Source organism: Sinomicrobium pectinilyticum (assembly GCF_003725735.1).
Taxonomy (GTDB): domain Bacteria; phylum Bacteroidota; class Bacteroidia; order Flavobacteriales; family Flavobacteriaceae; genus Sinomicrobium; species Sinomicrobium pectinilyticum.
Map to the genome: position 1 here is coordinate 15,371 of NZ_RJTM01000013.1, position 18,960 is coordinate 34,330.

The window sequence follows — 18,960 nt, forward strand, 5'->3', positions numbered from 1 at the left end:
GCTATTCACCTTCTGCCGGGGTAAAACCATCTGATTTTCTTTTTGTTGTATTTATTGTACAAATAATTGGCAAAAGAATGTAATTAATGTTAATTTTTTTGTCTTTATATTAGCATATATTCTTTTAATATAAAGAAACGAGTCGTTCATAAACAAAATCATGTCGTTGGTATAAATTTTTTTTAAGAAAAATTTAATAATCCTACTTTAAACTTTTCTTAGAAGCCGATCTTTTTCATAAAAGGAACACGGGTGTTTTTTATTCCTGCTTTTTGTGAAGAAACAGCTTATTCATAATATCGGAAAGACCCTGGCTGAAATCATCTTTTTGTCAAATCAAAAGAGTAAAAAAACAACGGATAATAGTATTTAAGGGATTTCTGCCTTGTTGTTTAGCCGGTTTTATGTATAGGAACGCACTTAATTAAACAACTAACAAACTTTACTTTATGAGAAAAAAAACCTTTACGAAAGTTCGTATCGTGCTGCAAAATGCCATGGGTGTTTTGCTTTTTTGTTGCGTGTTCCTGGTGTCAGGGCACGCATCCGGGATATCTTCGGATGGAGTGACTCCGGCTTTTTTATCTGTCTCGGGAAAGGTAACTTCCGAGGATGGCGCGCCCCTGGTTGGTGCGAGCATCATGGAGAAAGGGACGACCAATGGTGTCGTGGCCGATTTTGACGGGAACTATACCATAGAGGTAAGTGGTCCGGATGCCGTTTTGGTAGTGTCTTATGTAGGTTTTAAAACCTCCGAAATACCCGTAAACGGGAGGGGAGTAATAGATATCACACTCCGGGAAGACCTGGCACAGCTGGATGAGATAGTGGTTATAGGTTATGGTACACAACGGAAACAGGATCTTACGGGTGCCGTGGCCGTGGTGGACGTAAACGAGCTGAAACAACAACCCGCTGCCAGCCCCGTCGAAGGTTTACAGGGAAAGGCCACCGGTGTGCAGATCATCAATAACGGGGCACCGGGAGCCACTCCGCAGATACGTATCCGGGGTTTCAGTACCATCAATAATAACGATCCGTTGTATATTATTGACGGTATGCCCTACGAGGGGAAACTGAGTTGGCTGAGTGCTAATGATATCGAAAGCATGCAGGTGCTAAAGGATGCTTCTGCGGCATCCATTTACGGTGCCCGTGCCAATAACGGTGTGGTTATCGTTACCACCCGTAAAGGGGTAAAGGGGAAGCCCCGTATTACATTTGATACGTACTACGGAACGCAGGTGCCGAACCGGAACCGTTTCCCGGATTTCCTGAACCCGCAACAGTACGGGGAGTATGTGTACCGGCAATATATCAATAAGCCGGGAGCCACGCCCGGCACCGATGGCACTACCGGATCCAATTACGGTTCGGACCCGAACCGGCCCACGCTGCCGGAATACCTGCTGGCGGGGACAAAAACAGGGCACAATATTACCGCGGCAGATGCCGATCCGGCGAAGTACCGTTATGTGATGGACCCGGAGCAGTATTATACCATTGTCAAGGCTAACCAGGCCGGTACTAACTGGTTTGAGGAGATTACACGCAGTGCGCCCATACGAAATCACCAGTTGAGCATACTCGGCGGCGGTGAGAATGCTACCTATGCGTTCAGTGCGAGTGCCTTTAAGCAGGACGGGACTTTCCACCATACAGGATTTGAGCGGTACACGGTTCGCAGCAACAGCCAGTTTACCTTTCTCGATGACCGGTTGACGATCGGAGAGAATATGCAGTATTCCGCGACCAGAGGCGTCGGGTTCGGTGTCAATGAAAACACATCCGGCGAATATCAGGCCGAGGACTCTCCCATCGGCTGGGCCTATCGTATACAGACCATTATACCGGTATATGATATCAACGGCAACTTTGCCGGTACTAAGGGCGATAAAATGGGTAACGCCGATAACCCGCTGGCGGTATTGTACCGTGCCAAGGACAATGTCAATAAAAGCAACCAGTTTTTCGGGAGCGCTTATGCTGACCTCGAACTGATCGAAGGCCTTAACTTCCGGACCACTTTCGGCATACGTTATGAGAGCTTCGACGGCAGGTCTATCGGGTATCCCAATCCGGAACGCTCGGAAGGGAGTTACACCAACAATACCCTGGAGGAGTACCAGGGCTATAATCGTGAATGGACGTGGTCTAATACCGCTACGTACAAAACTACGTTCAACGATATACACAATCTGACAGTGCTGGCAGGTACCGAAGCGGTAGAGTCCAATTTCCACCAGCTGACCGGTAACGGGAATGACTTCTTTATATCGGGTGATCTGGATTATTATTACCTCGGTACGGCAGCCAATACTTCGGCCACCAGTGAAGGGGCTCAAAGTTCCCTGTTCTCTGTTTTCGGCAGGGTGGATTATTCGTTTGACGACCGGTACCTGTTTTCGGCCACCGTTCGGCGCGACGGATCTTCCAACTTCGGACCGGACAACCGGTATGGTACTTTTCCGGCAGCAAGCGTTGCCTGGAGGCTGTCCAACGAGAATTTTATGGAGTCGGTTTCCTGGATGGACGATCTGAAATTCAGGGTAGGTTACGGGGTTACCGGTAACCAGCGCATCCCCACCTTCCAGTATCTGAGGCGGTACGCCTCCGGGATTAACCAGTCCTTCTACCCCATCGGCGGGGGCAATGGCCTTAGCAGCGGGCTGTGGACCAGTGATTATGACAACCCGGACGTGAAGTGGGAAGAGCTGAAATCGATAAACCTGGGCCTCGATTTTACCCTGCTCGACAATACGATAGACGGATCGATCGAGTGGTTCGACCGGCGTACCGACGGGGTGCTGTATCCCGTTCCGCAACCCTCTGCTGCCGTGGGTACCGGCAACTCGCCCTTTATCAATTCCGGGAAGATCAAGAATGCCGGTATTGAGATCGGGGTGAATTACCACTTTAACCCGTATGCGAGCGAAGACGATTTCCGGTTTGATGTAGGGGCCTTTTTCTCCAAATACAACAACGACGTCATGGAACTGGCACCGACTGTTACCGAACAGCCTTACCTGACGCTGCGCGGTGTAACAACCTCGGTACTAAAAGCCGGGGCTCCGTTCGGGGCTTTCTATGGCTATCAGGTAGATGGTATTTTTCAGAGTGCGGAGGATATTGCCAACAGTCCCTCTTATGAAGATGCCCGGGTGGGCGGCTTTAAGTTTGCCGATATTAACGGCGATGGAACGATTGATGGAAACGACCGTACGGTGATTGGTAACCCACACCCGGATTTCATTTATTCCCTCAGCCTGAGTGCCGAGTACAAACGCTTTGATATCAATATGTTCTTCAACGGGTCACAGGGCAACGATATTTTTCAGTTGACCCGCCAATACACCGACCTCTTTGCATTCCCCGGTGCGGTAAGTACCCGTACGCTGAACGCCTGGAGCCCGGAAAACCCGAATAGCAACATACCGTCGGCTTATGCCGATGCGCCGACTTTTGAGCGCCAGTCCTCCAGTTATTATGTGCAGGATGGCAGTTTCTTCCGGATGAAAAACCTGCAGGTGGGATACACTGTGCCTGTGGAGGAGATTTTTCAGGGATATGTGTCCAGGCTAAGAGTTTACGCCAGTGCTACCAATCTGTTTACCATTACCAACTACACCGGTATGGACCCCGAGGTGAGTCAGTACTCTTCTACGTTTTCGGCCCCCGGGGTAGATATGGGGGTTTACCCGGTGCCACGCCAGTATTTACTGGGATTCAGTGTTACGTTTTAAGACATGAGACATGAAATCTGAGAATATTTTAACCAATACAAATTTTTCAATGATGAACATACGATATACAATAGTTGTGGCGGTTGCACTGCTGCTGGGGATGGGGGGCTGTAGCTCGGATTTCCTGGAGCAGAAGCCGCAGGGAAAACTGATAGACGAACAGCTGAACAATACCAAGGCAGTAGAATGGTTGCTTACCGGAGCTTACGGCCTGATGAACGGTAACCGTGATGGTACCTGGGGTAATTATGCGGCGGCCCCGAGCCAGTGGCTTTTCGGGGATGTGGCCGGGGGAGATGCCCATAAGGGAAGTGAAGCTGCAGATCAGGCTACCATGTTTGATATTGAGCAGCATACGGCTATCCCGGTGAATGAACACCTGTCCACCATGTGGAACAATTACTACGAAGGTATTAACCGGTGCAATACGACCTTACGCCGGCTGAAACTGGTGCAGGAAACTGCCGAAGAAACCTTCAGCGACGAACGGGCTACGGAGATCGAAGCAGAGGCTAGGATGCTGCGCGGGCATTATTATTTCTTCCTGTGGAGGGTATTCAGGAATATTCCGTATGTCGATGAGACCCTTTCTACCGAAGAAGCAGCCCAGACACCCAACAATGTAGATGTATTGCCGTTTATCGAAGCAGATTTCCGGTTTGCTGCGGACCATCTTACGAATACCCCGCCAATGGGGGATGAAGGAAGGGTAGACGGGATTGCTGCAAAAGCCTACCTGGGCAAGTTATACCTGTATGAACAGAAGTATGCGGAAGCTCTTGCCTTATTCAAAGACGTTATAGCCGACAGGCCGGACCTGCAGACATTACCGTTCCTTGACAATTTCAACATCAATACGGAAAACGGCCCGGAGGCCATTTTTTCGGCCCAGCATGCCATCAACCCGAATGGCAGCGGTGATAATGCCAATGTGGGGGATATGTTGTCGGGACTGTACGGTTCGGCGCCGGTGAATTGCTGTGGCTTTTTCAACCCTTCCTTTGACCTGGTCAATGCATTCCGGGTTACGGGAGAAGGGCTGCCTATGCTTGATGGCGATTTCCGCAATGATCCCTATACATCGGATTTCGGACTGACCGGCGATGCCCAGGAAAATTACCAGGTGGACCAGTCCCTTGCGGTGGACCCCCGGCTGGATTATACCGTAGGGCGAAGGGGTGTGCCTTATCACGACTGGGGGATCATGCCTGGCAATGAGTGGATGCGTGATCCTGCTTTTCACGGCCCTTTTGTGTCCTATAAGCGCCTGTTGGATGAGGCGGATTTTGCAGGGAACACCCAGTCCGGAGGGGTCACTTATGTGACCGGATTGGACGTTCATATTATCCGCCTGGCGGATGTGTACCTGATGGCGGCGGAATGTGCGGCGGAAACGGGCGATCTGCCTTACGCACAGACTATGGTCAATGCCGTACGGGAACGGGCGGATAACCTCCCGCGTAAAAAGATAAATGGCAGCGATGCGGCTGCGTATAGCGTAGAACCCTACCCGGCATCGGCATTCGGTTCGAAAGACGACGCCCTGAAAGCCATCCGCTTTGAGCGCAGGCTGGAACTCGCGCTGGAAGGACACCGGTTCTTTGACCTGGTACGCTGGGGTATCGCCAAAGAAGAACTGGAAACCTACTCTGCATTCGAAGGCAGCCTTATTGAGGTATATAACGGCCTCTCCTTTTCGGAAAAAAATAATATTTTCCCGATTCCACAGGATCAGATCGATCGCAGCGGTGGAAACCTGCAACAAAACCCCGGCTACTAGTCCCGGTTTTACAGGTTTATATCTGAACAACACCCTCCCGGCATTTCCGGGAGGGTGTTTTCTTTTACGGACAATAGTGCGATGGTCAGTATTTCGGTTGATCTTCTTTTTCAGCAAAAGGGATTTCCGGGTCGCATATTTCACTGATCAATCGATAAAGCTGTTCTTTGAAATTCCGGAATGTTTCTTCGGTAATGCCGTAATCTTTTTCGGATCTGGACGCTCCTTTTTTGGCAAATTTCAGAAAGCCTTTCTGAAGGTTTTTAAAGGAAATGATGGCTGCTTCGGCAGGAAGGGAATACGAACTGTTACGGGTGAGCATATACGAGTAACACAACAACTGGAAAGCTTTACTGTACTTGTAATCGATGATGAGGTTTTCCCATTCCGCGAGTTCCACATCCGCCTGGTCCACCCTTCCGGTTTTGTAATCGATAAAGCAGAGTACGCCGTTGGTCTCTTCTACACGATCTACTTTTCCCTTCAGGTATACCGGGTAGGAGATACCGGGAACATCTATGGGGACCTTCAGATTACTCTCGATTTCAATAATTTTTATAGCATTTCCGTCCCGGATGCGTTTTGCTTCTGCTTCCAGGAAATTTTTCAGGTATTGTTTGGCCACTTCATAGCTGAGCAGGTTTTTTCCGCGGCTGAAATCCCCACCTTTGTAAACTTCTGCGAATTTAAGGGCTATGACGCCGTTTACTTTACTTTGCATGTCCGCCACATGGTCCGGGGTCAGTACCTGGCCGGTAAGAGGCTTGTAGAGGTCTTCGAGGGTATCGTGAATGATGGTCCCCAGGGTATTGGCGGCAATGGTTTCTTCCACTTCGTATTCGTCGCTCACTTTCAGGACGGACTGTTTATAGAATTCTATAGGGTTCCGGATGTAATTGCTGAGAGAGGTCGGGGAAAAGCCTTTCTCTGCCATAATCCGTATGGTTTCCATAAGGGAGGGGGTTTTTTGAACGGGGGCCTGTGGCCCCGGGAGGTTTCCGACCTTAGGCACGGCGATTCGCTCGCGTATGCTGTGGTTTTCCTGCCGGAAGGTTGTCAGCTGTTGTATGAAGCGGCTTTTTTCCCCGCCGTCGAAAGATCCGGGGTCCGAGTTATAAAGCAGGTAGACGTTACGGGTGCGTTGCAGGAGCCGGTAAAAATGATACGCATAGATGGCATCCTTTTCTTTGTAAGTAGGGAGGCCGTAAGCTATTTTTATGTCAAACGGAATGAAAGAGTTGCCGGATTTTCCCGAAGGAAGGTCGCCTTCGTTCACAGAGGTCAGGATTACGGTTTCGTAGTCGAGGTTCCGGCTCTCGAGCACACCCATTACCTGCAGACCTTCCAGGGGCTCTCCCTGAAAATCCACTGTTTGCTGGAGCAGGAGTTCCCGGTAGATGCCCGTGAGGGCGTGAATGGATATGGCCTGGTATTTTTCGTTGAAAAAACGGATCTGGTTGAAGATTTCGTAAAAGCGATAAAGATATTCCAGGAATACCTGGTTTCCCTGCAGGGCATAAACTTCTTTTAGCCGCAGGGTCAGCGCACTGCATTTCCGGATAACATCGTCCGCTGTAGTGTTTTCCCTGGAAAAAAACAGGAGTTCGGTGACCGGTACAATATCTTTCCCTGTATCGGCAATGAGTTCGGAAAAGGCGTTTTGCAGGTGCTCCTGTGTGACGAAAACAATATTATTGTCCTGAATGGTCCGGATGAACCCGGAAGCCAGATCGCGACCCTTGTGAAAGAGCAGGGTTTTGGAAACCGGATGGGATACGAGGTTTAATACGTTCTGATAATACCATTTTCCTGACTGCTCGTTTTCAAGTGTCTGGAAAAAAGCGTGAAACCACGAAGCTACAGGACTATAGGCAAGGGGAAACCCGCCTGTTATATTGACGCCCTCCAGATCTTCGGGAATGGCGTTCAGTACCGGGTTCAGCAACTCTTCATTGCCCAGTACCACTGCCGTTCCTTCCAGTTCTTCCCTGTTCTTCAGTTCTGACAGGATAGCGTGGACATACATGGCCTGCCCGGTTTTTCCGGGAATACCTATGATCTCTATATTTTTTGGCTCCGAAAAACGGTTGTCGATATGTTTAAAAGGGTTTTTCTGGTAGTATTTCCATTTCCTCTTGTATTGTCGCATGAAGAGGCCTGCATCGTGTTCCGGGTCTTCCATAAAAGTCCTGTCCGTATCCCAGTATACTTCGGCCCCGGCTGCCAGGAACTCCTGTAGTATGGAAGATTCTGCATTATTCAATGCATTAAAACCTATGAAGATATGTTTCCGGTGGTTGTTGTGGTGCAGATAGTGCTCGATATTTTCTATCGCTTCCCTGTAAATAAGCCCCTGGTACCCGCACTGGCCGGCCAGCAGTTCTTCGCGAAGCGCAGTGTAGTATGTGCCCAGCGTCTTCCAGAATTCGATATACTGTTCTTGTAAGGGTGTTTTCTGGTCGGAGAGGTACCAGTGGTCCAGCTCCTTTACGGACGACAGGTGAGAAAAGATATCTTCGGGAGCGATGAGGTAACGGTCGATTTCGTTAAAATCCTGGAGCATGACCTGTGCCCATTTGGAAAAGTTGTAGAAATCTTCCTGTTGCTCCTGCGGAGTATTTTTTTGGTATACGGCGTAAAATTCGAATATGAGCTGAATGTTGGAAATAAGGCTGAGGCCGGACAGTTCCTGTACAAATTCTTCCACACTGGAGATCTGCGGAGCAAAGACGGTCCGGGTCATCCGGTTTTGTATTTCCCTTTTTAAAAACACACCGGCCCTTTTTCCGGGTACGACGAAGATGATATCGCTGATATTTTCGTTTTCGGAAAGAATAGTTTCGACGACTTCGGCCAGAAAGGTTTTCACGGTTGTTGCTGTTTATGGTTATTGCTGGAACTGCCGGGTAAGGCAGGTATGTGCATAGCATTTTTCAAAGTCTAAAAATAAAAAAATCCCGCCCTGATTTTTCAGGGCGGGACTTTTATTTATCTGAAGAGTTTAATTTACTCTTTTACCAGGTTTATTTCAACCCTTCTGTTTTCCTTTCTACCTGCTGCAGTAGCATTGGTAGCGATAGGCTTGTCTTTTCCAAAACCGATGGAAGATAATCTGGAAGGATTGATACCTTTTTCAGCCAGATATTTTCTTACGGATTCAGCCCTTTGCTCGGACAGTTTTTGGTTCAGTGCAGCGCTACCTGTGCTGTCTGTATGACCTTCTACAGTGAATTTGGAATTCGGATATTCGTTAAGAACACTGATTATCTGGTCTAATACTTCGGCAGACTCGGGCTTGATAGTAGCTTTTCCGGTGTCAAACAGAATAGTTTTGGCAAACTCGTTCAGTTTTTTCTGAACTTCTTCTGTTACTTCAGGACAACCTTTGTTGGCTACGGTACCGGCTACATCAGGACAAGCGTCATCTTTATCAGCTACTCCGTCACCGTCTCTGTCAGGACATCCGTTAAGGGATGCAGGACCGGCTTCGTTCGGGCAGGCATCGTCTTTATCGGCGATACCGTCACCATCAGAATCGGGGCATCCGTTCATTTCTACTGATCCGGGAGTGTCAGGACAAGCGTCGTCTTTGTCCGGAACACCGTCACCGTCAGAGTCGGGACATCCGTTAAGTTCGGCAGGACCGGCTTCGTTCGGGCAGGCATCGTCTTTATCCGGAATACCGTCACCATCAGAATCGGGGCATCCGTTAAATTCGGGAAGTCCGGCTACTTCAGGACACTCATCGTCTTTGTCATAGATACCATCGCCGTCAGTATCTGTTCCGCCGAATTTAATGGCAATACCGGCGAGGTGTTGGAAGTGAGGAGCCAGATAGTCCTCGAAAGAGTGTTTGTAGCTGGATTGCAGGGTAAGGCCGATGTTATCGGTAAACCAAAGGTTGAAACCTACACCTCCGTTAAGCGTTCCGGCACCGATTTCATCTATCCACGTATAACCTCCACCAACTTCGATGAACGGATCGAATACTTTTCCTTCTATGAAATTGTATTTTACGGTTCCGTCCACACCATAGTATGATAGATCATCTACATCTGCATCGCCCCATTTATCTATTTTATTAAGGGATCCCCTGACACCAACGGAGAATCCGTCACCTACATAGCGGGAAACAGCTATTGTAGAAACGGAAGGGAGAATATTCCAGTGGTCGCTGACATTGAAATACTCATCAAGCCACTGTCCCATTCCGGGTTGATTGGTGGGGTAAACATCAACGGCGTTTGCACCAAAACTCACCTGCCATGGGTTATTGGAATCTTGCGCCTGAACATTGCTAAACCCTATAAGCAAGAGTGCAGCAACAAATAATTTGCTAAGATGTTTCATGTTCAATTATTTAAATTTTAAGTATTAATTAAGAGCAAATGTAAGCCGTTACGGCATATTAACAAAGATAAATATAGTAATTTTTTTGTTTTTATTAAGAAAATACAACGGTTTTAAATAACATTTAATTCCTTGCCTACCTCTGTAAAAGCCTGAATAGCATGGTCTAAATGTTCTTTTTCGTGTGCGGCGGATAATTGTACTCTTATTCTTGCTTTTCCTTTAGGAACTACCGGATAGAAGAACCCGATGACATAAATCCCTTTTTCCAGGAGCTTATCTGCCATTACCTGGGATAATTTGGCATCGTAAAGCATTACGGGAACAATAGCGGAGTCACCGTCTATAATATCAAAGCCGGCCTCTTTCATCCCTTTTTTGAAATAACGCGTGTTTTCTTCCAGTTTGTCCCGGAGGGCAGTGCTTTCCGAAAGCATATCAAATACCTTGATGGAGGCACCGACAATAGAGGGGGCCAGGGAATTGGAGAATAAATACGGCCTGGACCGCTGCCGGAGGATCTCGATAATCTCTTTTTTACCGGTGGTATACCCGCCCATGGCTCCGCCCAATGCTTTGCCCAGCGTTCCGGTGATGATATCTATTTTGCCCATAACGCCTTTTTCTTCAAGGGTGCCGCGTCCGGTTTTTCCGATAAACCCGGCGGCATGGCACTCGTCTATCATCACCATGGCGTCATATTTTTCCGCCAGAGCACTGATCTTGTCCAGCGGGGCTAAGAGACCGTCCATGGAAAAGACACCGTCGGTCACCACGATCTTGAACCTGGCACCGTCCGCATCGGCTTGTTGTAATTTGGCTTCCAGGTCTTCCATGTTGTTGTTCTCGTACCGGTAGCGCATGGCCTTGCACAGGCGTACGCCGTCTATAATGGAAGCATGGTTCAGTGAATCGGAGATAATGGCGTCTCCGGCGGAAAGAAGGGGTTCGAATACACCTCCGTTGGCATCAAATGCCGCAGCGTATAAAATGGTGTCTTCGGTGCCGTAAAAATCGGCGATTTTCTTCTCCAGTTCTTTATGGATGTCCTGTGTGCCGCAGATAAACCTTACCGAAGACATACCGAAACCATGGGTGTCGAGAGTGTCTTTGGCAGCCTTTATGACTTCCGGGTGGGAGGAAAGCCCCAGGTAATTATTGGCACAGAAATTAATAACTTCTTCACCGGTGGAAATTTTTATGACCGCATCCTGGGGAGAGGTTATAATACGTTCTTTTTTGTATAGACCATTGTCTTTAATGTCCTGTAACTCCTGTTGCAGATGTTGTTTTATTTTTCCGTACATATCTATCGGTTTGTGTTTAGCAACAAAGGTAAATAAATGTTCGTACACATGTTGTTGTCCGAAACGGTATTCCCCCGGTTTTTATTGTTTTTGCATGGTTTTTCAGGAAAAGCGGCCGGTATTGCTCCTTAAAAAAGAAGGCCGCCCGGAATATCCGGACGACCCTCATGAGCACTGTGTTTACTACCCGGTATTCTACCGGATTGCCCCAAAAAAATAAACAACAGTACAGGCCCTGTTACAGGCCGGTTTCAATTATTTTATCCCCTTTTGTGTAAACCAATTTTCAAAAAATATTTTGCGGGGATTTATTAATTATACACCGGGAACGGACAGAGGTCCCACGTGAATTCCATTTTTTTTATTTCCGGCGTTATATAAGCGGGTCCCGCAAGGGCGTGGGATGCAGGGGAGGGGGTAAATACGGAATACCGGAAGAGGATAATGGGATGTTTATTTCTATATGGGGTAGATGCGGATATCGCGGTCTATGAATACCAGAAACTCTTCGGTAACGGTATAGCCCATTTCGGAGAGGATGTCTTTGTATTGCCGTAGTTGTCGTTCGTATTTTTTATCATACCCCCCCGTTTTGTAATCGAGGATAACGGCATTGCCCCCTTCGTCGACCGCTATCCTGTCCGGCCGCAGGGTTTCCCCTTGTAGGGTAAAGATGTCTTTTTCATTGAACACGGTATAAGCAGGGGTGAAGTATTTACCTATCTGCGGATGTGTTGTCACGGCCCGGAGCCGCTCCGTAAATTTTGCTTCATCGGAAGGAGGTATGGTGCCGCGTATTACTGCCTCCCGGACTGCGTTCTCCACATCGGAGCTATAGCGCACCTGTGCCAGAAGGTTGTGGTAAATGTTCCCCGTTTCGATGGCCTCGTCGAGACCGGCGCTCCACAGGGCGCCGGACCTGGTAATAATGCGGAACTTCTGCCTTTCCGAAATGTTGGAAACATACGGAATGTAAGGCGTATCCGGTAAAAATGTTTCCCGCGATTTTTTTTGCAGCATGCCGGCGGCTTCCCTGGTGGGAAAATCGTAAACTTTTTTTCCTTCGTTCCAGTACCCTTCGGCTTTGAGAAAATGGATGAATAAGCCCGAAAAAGACCTGGTGTTTTCCCTGCCGTCTCTGTCGATATCCGTTTTACCTATAATATGGAGTTGTTCCACCGCACGCGTAAGGGCTACATAGAGGATATTAAAACTGTCCAGTTCCAGTTTGGCATCATACTCGGCTACCATCGCTGCCCCGTAATCGCCGAGGTACTCCAGGTCCTTGTTCTTGGATATCAAAGCGTAAGGTATGCCGAAGGTGTCTTTGTCGACAGGGAACCAGACGAGCGGGTCGCGGTCCTCGTATATATTGGTATCGGCAAAGGGAAAGATCACCACGGGGAACTGAAGCCCTTTGGATTTGTGAATGGTCATGATCTGAACGGCATCAATACCTTTGGGGGCTACGATACCGAGGGTGTCTTTTTTCTTTTCCCAATAGGTCAGGAACTCGGCGGGCCCGGTATGATTACGGTTTACCTGTTCCAGGACCACATCCAGGAAATATTGCAGGTAGGCATCGGAAAGATCATTGAGCTCAAAACAGGCTATGGCATACTGAATGGCATCGTACAGGGAACGTTGCAGAAAGATTTCGGGAGAAAAATTGCTCGCATCCCATACCGGGGACATATTCTCCAGGCCGGAGCAGAGGTAGCGGTGCTTGTCTGCCACATTTTCTTTTTCTGCGAGGAACATGAGTAGCTGTAAGCGGGTTTCCCTGTTTTCCGGCTGTAAAAAACAGTACATCAGATGAACCAGGAACAGTATTTTCGGGTGGTTTTTAAGTAAAAGGGATTCGGAGGAAATAACCGGGATACCGTTTTCCTGCAAATGTCCTGCCAACAGGGCGCCCTGGTCTTTCTTCCGGGTAAGTATACAGATGTCATTCATGGTAAAACCCTGCTCCCGGAGCGCTGTTATTTTTTGTAAAGTGAGATCGCAGTAATCCCTGCGGATGTCTTCGCTCTCTTTGTCCAGGAAAGAAATGCTTACCGCCCCGCCTTTCTTGGAGTTGGGTTCCTGGTGGCTCTTATTCTCGTAAAGGTCCCTGTACTGGGGAAATGATAAATGTTCGGCGGTATGCCGGAAGAAACGGTTGTTGAACCGGATGATCTCGTCAAAACTGCGGTAATTGATGGGAAGGGGCTCTACTTCCTGTTTTATCTGGAAAGGTGTTTCTACTTCATTGTACAGGTTGATGAACTGTTCTGCCTTTCCGCCCCGCCAGCGGTAAATAGCCTGTTTGGCGTCGCCTACGAGGAGCAGCGTGCCCCTTTTTCCGGCGACGGATTCTCCTTCGAGTGCGTTACCGATAAGCGGCTGGAGGTTTTTCCACTGCATTTCGGAAGTATCCTGGAACTCATCAATGAAATAATGCCGGTATTTTTCCCCGAGACGCTCATAGATAAAAGGAGCGGGCTGGTCCCTGATGACTCCTGCCAGGATGCGGTTAAATTCGGAAATGGGCATCAGGTTTTCGGTTTCCTTGATGTGGTTTAACTCCTGGTTAATAGCGTTCAGCAGGGACAGGGGAATAAGTTTACCCCGGAAATTCCGCAAAAACTGCGTGTGGAAAAACAGCGTTCGCGTATTTTCGAAAAGAGATGCTATCTGCGGTTGCAGCTGATCTATGATACCGGTCTTTTCCGGGTTTTTCTTTTCCGTAGCTTTGGTGTAAAGTGGTGCCGAACGGATTTCTTCCTGCCATTTCTTCTTCTGGAAATCCGTGCTTTTTAAAGCGTTCTCTTCGGCCTTTCGAAAAAAAGTCGGAATGGAACTCCGGGTAAAATCTTCCGGGGCCAGCCCGTGAGTTTCCATTGTGGTAAAGAATGTGCCGGCGTTTTCGGCAAGCTGCTTTTCGTCTTTCCGTATCTGGTTTTTGAGCAGGGAGGACAGTTTTTTCAGGTCGGCCAGTTCTTTGTTTTCAATTTCCCGGATGTGCTCGTAATGGTTTTCCTCAAGCAGCAGCCGGGCTGTTTTTTTCAGGTCGAGACTGATGTCCCAGCTTTTATCGTCGTCGGCTTTTTCCAGCGCAAAGTCTACAAGTACCCTGGTCAGCAGCTGGTCTTCCCCGGCTTTATAGACAAGCCTGTCTACTGCTTCATTAAGCAGGGAAACGGTATCTATGGCCACTTCGAAATTTACGGGAAGATGAAGGTCATGGGCAAAGGCCCGCAACAGGCGATGGTTGAACTTATCAATGGTGGCAATATCGAAAAAGGCATAGTTGTGTAAGATCCTTTTCAATACTTTTTTTGCCCTGTCGTGTAGGGTGAGCTCGTCGAGGTCCAGTTCCTCCCGGAGCTGGTCAAACATATGGGTGGGCGAGGAGAGGATGTTTTCGGAAGCCATCTCGCGAAGGCTGTTTATCACCCGTTCCTTCATTTCGTTTACGGCCTTGTTGGTAAAGGTAATGGCAAGTATTTGTTTATAAGTATCCGGGTATTCGGAAGCAAGTAATAGTTTCAGGTACTCCCTTACCAGTGTAAAGGTTTTTCCCGAACCTGCCGATGCATTGTATATTTGAAATGGAGTTGCGGACAAATCTTATATAATTAGGGTTCTGCGGAGAGACGATTTTGAAAAGAGAAAAACAGAAAAGATGATTGGCGGTATTTGCTCAAATGACTTTCCGGCACTTTTCCCCCTTTTCTCTCCCGGGAAATCACCGGTTTACCCGATATGTGATTTCTATGGCAAAATAAGCAATCTTTATGAGTTCTTTACTATTTATTATTATGGATTGTTTAAGTTTATACTTAAATTTGTTACTTACAAGTATTAACTAATAATCTAAAATTTGATATCATGGCTTTTGAATTACCGAAATTACCGTATGCATATGATGCTTTAGAGCCTCATATTGATGCACGTACAATGGAAATACATCATACGAAACACCACAACGGGTATACCGCAAACCTGAATAAAGCGATTGAAGGAACAAACCTGGAAGGGAAGTCTATTGAAGAGATCCTTACCGGCCTGGATATGGGGAACGCTGCTGTCCGGAATAACGGGGGCGGGTTTTATAACCACAACCTGTTCTGGCAGATCATGTCTCCGAACGGGGGAGATGCTCCTTCGGGTGAACTGGCTGCGGCTATCGACGAGGCCTTTGGTTCTTTTGAAGCTTTTAAGGATGCGTTTTCAAAAGCCGCTGCCACAAGGTTCGGTTCCGGGTGGGCATGGCTTTGTGTGCACAAAGGAGGTAAAGTGGAAGTTTGTTCTTCTGCAAACCAGGATAACCCGTTAATGCCCGAAATAGGTTGCGGCGGGACCCCGATACTGGGACTGGACGTATGGGAGCATGCCTATTACCTGAACTATCAGAACAGGAGACCGGATTATATCACGGCATTTTTTAACGTGATAAACTGGGATAAAGTAGCTGAACTTTACGCAGCCAATAAGTAAAACGGACAGTAAAGTTAAACATATGAGAAGCGGGGCGGAAAGTCCCGCTTTTTTTATGCGGTATCATACGGATTTTTCCGGGACGGACGGGTGCCGGGTTCCCGGGGCACGGGCCGGAAAGAAAAACCGGGGGGATAGGGGAATAAAAAAAGGCGGAGTGAAACTCCACCTTTTTGCCCCAAATCTTACCATGAACTTAACCTACTTATGCTATGGTGATTCAAATGTATGTCGGGAAATCTTACCGGTAAAATTAATTCGATGAATTACATATAAATCCGATAAAGAGAAGGTTATGAAAAAGTTATTTTTCGGTTGTGCCTCATAACTAATAAGCCCGCCCTTTATTGCCTTCGTAAAAATTGATAAATGCCCGGTTTACTACCCGGTTACCACCAGGTGTGGGGTAGTTTCCGGTAAAGTACCAGTCTCCCAGGTTTTTGGGGCATGCCTTGTGGAGGTTTTCCACGGACTGGAAGATTATCTTTACTTTGGCCCGGATATCATCCGTGCAAAGGAGCTGCGATATTTTTTCGGATATCTCTTCATCGGTAAACGGAGCGTATAACTGCTGTACCGCATTTTTCACATCCGTATCCGGGTAACCCACCTGTTCCCTGCATTCCCCGTATATTTTTTCTACGACATCATAAGTGCCTTTTTCTTTATGTAGTTCAAGGGCAGCACGGAAGGCTACAAGATCTTCCAGCCGGGCCATGTCTATACCGTAGCAATCCGGGTACCGGATCTGCGGTGCAGAAGATACCACAACAATGGATTTAGGGTTCAGGCGGTCCATCATCCGGATGATACTTTTCTTCAGCGTAGTGCCCCTTACTATACTGTCGTCGATGATTACCAGGTTGTCCTCCGGTTGTATAACACCGTAAGTAACGTCATAGACGTGTGCGACCAGGTCGTCCCGGCTGCTGTCTTCCGTAATGAAAGTACGGAGTTTTACGTCTTTGATGGCTATCTTTTCCGTCCGGAGCCTTCTGGACAGTATCTCCGTAAGACGTTCGTCGGTAAGGGTTTCTTTTTCGTCCAGTATCTGCCTGTTCTTTTCCTTGTTCAATTCGTCTTGGGCAGCTTCTACCAGCCCGTAAAAGGATGTTTCGGCAGTGTTCGGAATATAGGAGAATACGGTGTTGGAAGTATCTTTGTTGATGGCATCCAGTACTTTGGGCATCAGTAACCTTCCGAGGTCCTTACGCTCTTTATATATTTCGGCATCACTTCCTCGCGAAAAGTATATTCTTTCGAAAGAGCATGCTTTCCGTTCCAGCGGATCGAGTATCTTCTTGTGGGATATCTTTCCGTTGGCTTTTATGATAACCGCATGTCCCGGGGTTATTTCCTCTACTTTTTCAAAAGGTACGTTAAACACGGTCTGGATTACCGGGCGTTCCGAAGCAATGACCACAATTTCGTCATCGTGATAGTAGTATGCGGGACGTATACCTGCGGGATCGCGCAGTACAAAGGAATCACCGTGCCCTAACAATCCTGCCATGGCATATCCGCCGTCCCAGTTCTTGGCAGATTTCCGTAGTATCTTGGCTACGTTCAGCCTTTCCGCAATAAGGGGAGAGGCCTCCATTTTGTTGTAACCTTCGTTTTTTATCTCCTTGTAGAGCTTGGCTACCGCATCGTCCAGAAAATGCCCGATCTTTTCCATCACCGTTATGGTATCTGCCTTTTCTTTCGGGTGCTGTCCGAGGCGGATGAGGTTGTCAAAAAGCTCGTTGACATTGGTCATGTTAAAATTTCCGGCAACAATAAGGTTGCGGTGCTTCCAGTTGTTCTGGCGCAGTAAGGGCTGTACGTTCTCAATGCTGTTTTTGCCATAGGTACCGTAACGCACATGTCCGAGGAACAATTCACCGAGATAGGGGATATGCTTTTTCTGGAGTTGCACGTCATTTTCATATTCCGGATTTTCTTTCAGCGTGTTGTTTATCCGGGTATTTATCTGGGAAAAGATATCCTGTATGGGTTGCGACTGATTGGAACGTACCCGGCTTATATACCGTTCTCCGGGATTTACGTCCAGTTTGATGCTGGCAAACCCGGCGCCATCCTGTCCGCGGTTGTGCTGCTTCTCCATCATCAGGTACATCTTGTTTACCCCGTAAAATGCACTGCCGTATTTTTCCCTGTAGTATTCGAGAGGTTTCAGGAGTCTTATTACGGCAATACCGCATTCGTGTTTAATAGCGTCGCTCATCGATGTTGTTGTGTTTGTATGAACTAAAAAGGCCCTGAAAATTCAGGGCGCGATATTATGTTAATTCTATTTCGAACTGTGTCAATTGCTTAAACTGCAGGAGTCTTTGCTGTATTTCCTTTTTCGAGAGCTCCTGCATTCGCTCCGTTCCGAATTTCTCTACGCAGAAAGAAGCGAGATTGGACCCGTAGATCACTGCGTTTTTCATGTTTTCAAAGGAGGTGTCTCCTGTTGCTGCAATATATCCGGAAAAAGCCCCGGCAAAAGTGTCGCCGGCGCCCGTGGGATCAAATACTTCTTCCAGGGGAAGTGCGGGAGCAAAGAAAACATTGTCTTTGTGGAATAACAGCGCACCGTGCTCTCCTTTTTTAATTACTACATATTCCGGTCCCATTGCTCTTATTTTCTGCGCCGCTTTTACCAGCGAATATTCATTGGTGAGCTGACGGGCTTCTTCGTCATTGATAGTGATGACATCTACCCTGGATATGACCAGCATAAGCTCATCCCAGGTGTTGTTCATCCAGAAATTCATGGTGTCCAGGACAATGAGCCTCGGTTTTTCGACCATTTGATCTATAACCCCGAGTTGTGTGCCGGGATGCAGGTTTCCCAGCATCACCACATCGGCATCCTTGTAATTATCAGGGACCACAGGGTTGAAGTCTCCGAGTACATTGAGCTGTGTTTCGATAGTGTCCCTGGAGTTGAGGTCATTGTGGTATTTACCGCTCCAGAAAAAGGTTTTACCTCCTTTTACTATTTCTATGGCTGATATATCGATGTTCCTGTTCTGTAAGAGGGATAGGTATTTTCCGGGGAAGTCCTCACCTACGACGGATACGATGGCAATGTCAATGTCGAATTGGGAAGCGGCCAGACCAATATAGGGAGCTGCGCCGCCGAGAATTTTGTCTGTTTTACCAAAAGGAGTCTCTATAGCATCAAAAGCCATGCTACCCACTGCTAACAGTTTACCCATGCTGAAATTTTTTGCAAACTTACGCAATTTTATTGCTTTCAGAAAATGGCCTGCCTTTTTATTGACGGGGTTGATATAAACCGGTTGAG

Annotated in this window: 9 protein-coding genes; 3 read left to right on the top strand and 6 right to left on the bottom strand. The window is 47.7% G+C overall.

The genetic code is table 11. The annotated features are described in order from the left end of the window. Positions 1-449 precede the first annotated feature (449 nt). Positions 450-3,743, top strand: coding sequence for a SusC/RagA family TonB-linked outer membrane protein (locus tag ED312_RS02870; RefSeq protein ID WP_206363195.1), 3,294 nt, complete (start codon positions 450-452; stop codon positions 3,741-3,743). Between the two features lie 49 nt (positions 3,744-3,792). Then, positions 3,793-5,523, top strand: coding sequence for a RagB/SusD family nutrient uptake outer membrane protein (locus ED312_RS02875; protein WP_123214503.1), 1,731 nt, complete (start codon positions 3,793-3,795; stop codon positions 5,521-5,523). Between the two features lie 85 nt (positions 5,524-5,608). On the opposite strand, the gene ED312_RS02880 is transcribed toward ED312_RS02875, so the two are convergent. The 4 genes from ED312_RS02880 to ED312_RS02895 form a co-directional block, all read right to left on the bottom strand. Then, a complete protein-coding gene (locus ED312_RS02880; protein WP_123214504.1) occupies positions 5,609-8,392 on the bottom strand; it encodes a PD-(D/E)XK nuclease family protein in 2,784 nt (927 codons plus the stop codon). A gap of 137 nt (positions 8,393-8,529) precedes the next feature. Then, complete coding sequence (locus ED312_RS02885) at positions 8,530-9,873, bottom strand: OmpA family protein (RefSeq protein ID WP_123214505.1); 1,344 nt, start codon at positions 9,871-9,873, stop codon at positions 8,530-8,532. 113 nt (positions 9,874-9,986) lie between these two features. Further along, positions 9,987-11,180 (bottom strand): glycine C-acetyltransferase, encoded by a 1,194-nt coding sequence (kbl, locus tag ED312_RS02890; RefSeq protein WP_123214592.1) that lies wholly within the window; start codon positions 11,178-11,180, stop codon positions 9,987-9,989. 459 nt (positions 11,181-11,639) lie between these two features. Beyond that, the gene (locus ED312_RS02895) at positions 11,640-14,789 is read right to left on the bottom strand and encodes a UvrD-helicase domain-containing protein (protein WP_123214506.1); all 3,150 of its coding nucleotides are present in this window, start codon (positions 14,787-14,789) and stop codon (positions 11,640-11,642) included. Between the two features lie 264 nt (positions 14,790-15,053). On the opposite strand from ED312_RS02895, the gene ED312_RS02905 reads away from it, so the two are divergent. Continuing rightward, complete coding sequence (locus tag ED312_RS02905) at positions 15,054-15,662, top strand: superoxide dismutase (protein WP_123214508.1); 609 nt, start codon at positions 15,054-15,056, stop codon at positions 15,660-15,662. A gap of 328 nt (positions 15,663-15,990) precedes the next feature. Here ED312_RS02905 and ED312_RS02915 read toward each other — a convergent pair whose 3' ends face one another. Both ED312_RS02915 and ED312_RS02920 read right to left on the bottom strand, forming a co-directional pair. Then, entirely contained in the window at positions 15,991-17,889 is a 1,899-nt protein-coding gene (locus ED312_RS02915; protein WP_123214510.1) for an amidophosphoribosyltransferase, read from the bottom strand. Between the two features lie 55 nt (positions 17,890-17,944). Beyond that, entirely contained in the window at positions 17,945-18,871 is a 927-nt protein-coding gene (locus ED312_RS02920; protein WP_123214511.1) for a PfkB family carbohydrate kinase, read from the bottom strand. Positions 18,872-18,960: the final 89 nt, after the last annotated feature.

Coding starts and splice junctions, on each gene's coding strand:
- kbl (WP_123214592.1), bottom strand. CDS start 11,180: ATGTACGGAAAAATAAAACAACATCTGCAACAGGAGTTACAGGACATT.
- ED312_RS02885 (WP_123214505.1), bottom strand. CDS start 9,873: ATGAAACATCTTAGCAAATTATTTGTTGCTGCACTCTTGCTTATAGGG.
- ED312_RS02870 (WP_206363195.1), top strand. CDS start 450: ATGAGAAAAAAAACCTTTACGAAAGTTCGTATCGTGCTGCAAAATGCC.
- ED312_RS02915 (WP_123214510.1), bottom strand. CDS start 17,889: ATGAGCGACGCTATTAAACACGAATGCGGTATTGCCGTAATAAGACTC.
- ED312_RS02920 (WP_123214511.1), bottom strand. CDS start 18,871: ATGGGTAAACTGTTAGCAGTGGGTAGCATGGCTTTTGATGCTATAGAG.
- ED312_RS02875 (WP_123214503.1), top strand. CDS start 3,793: ATGATGAACATACGATATACAATAGTTGTGGCGGTTGCACTGCTGCTG.
- ED312_RS02905 (WP_123214508.1), top strand. CDS start 15,054: ATGGCTTTTGAATTACCGAAATTACCGTATGCATATGATGCTTTAGAG.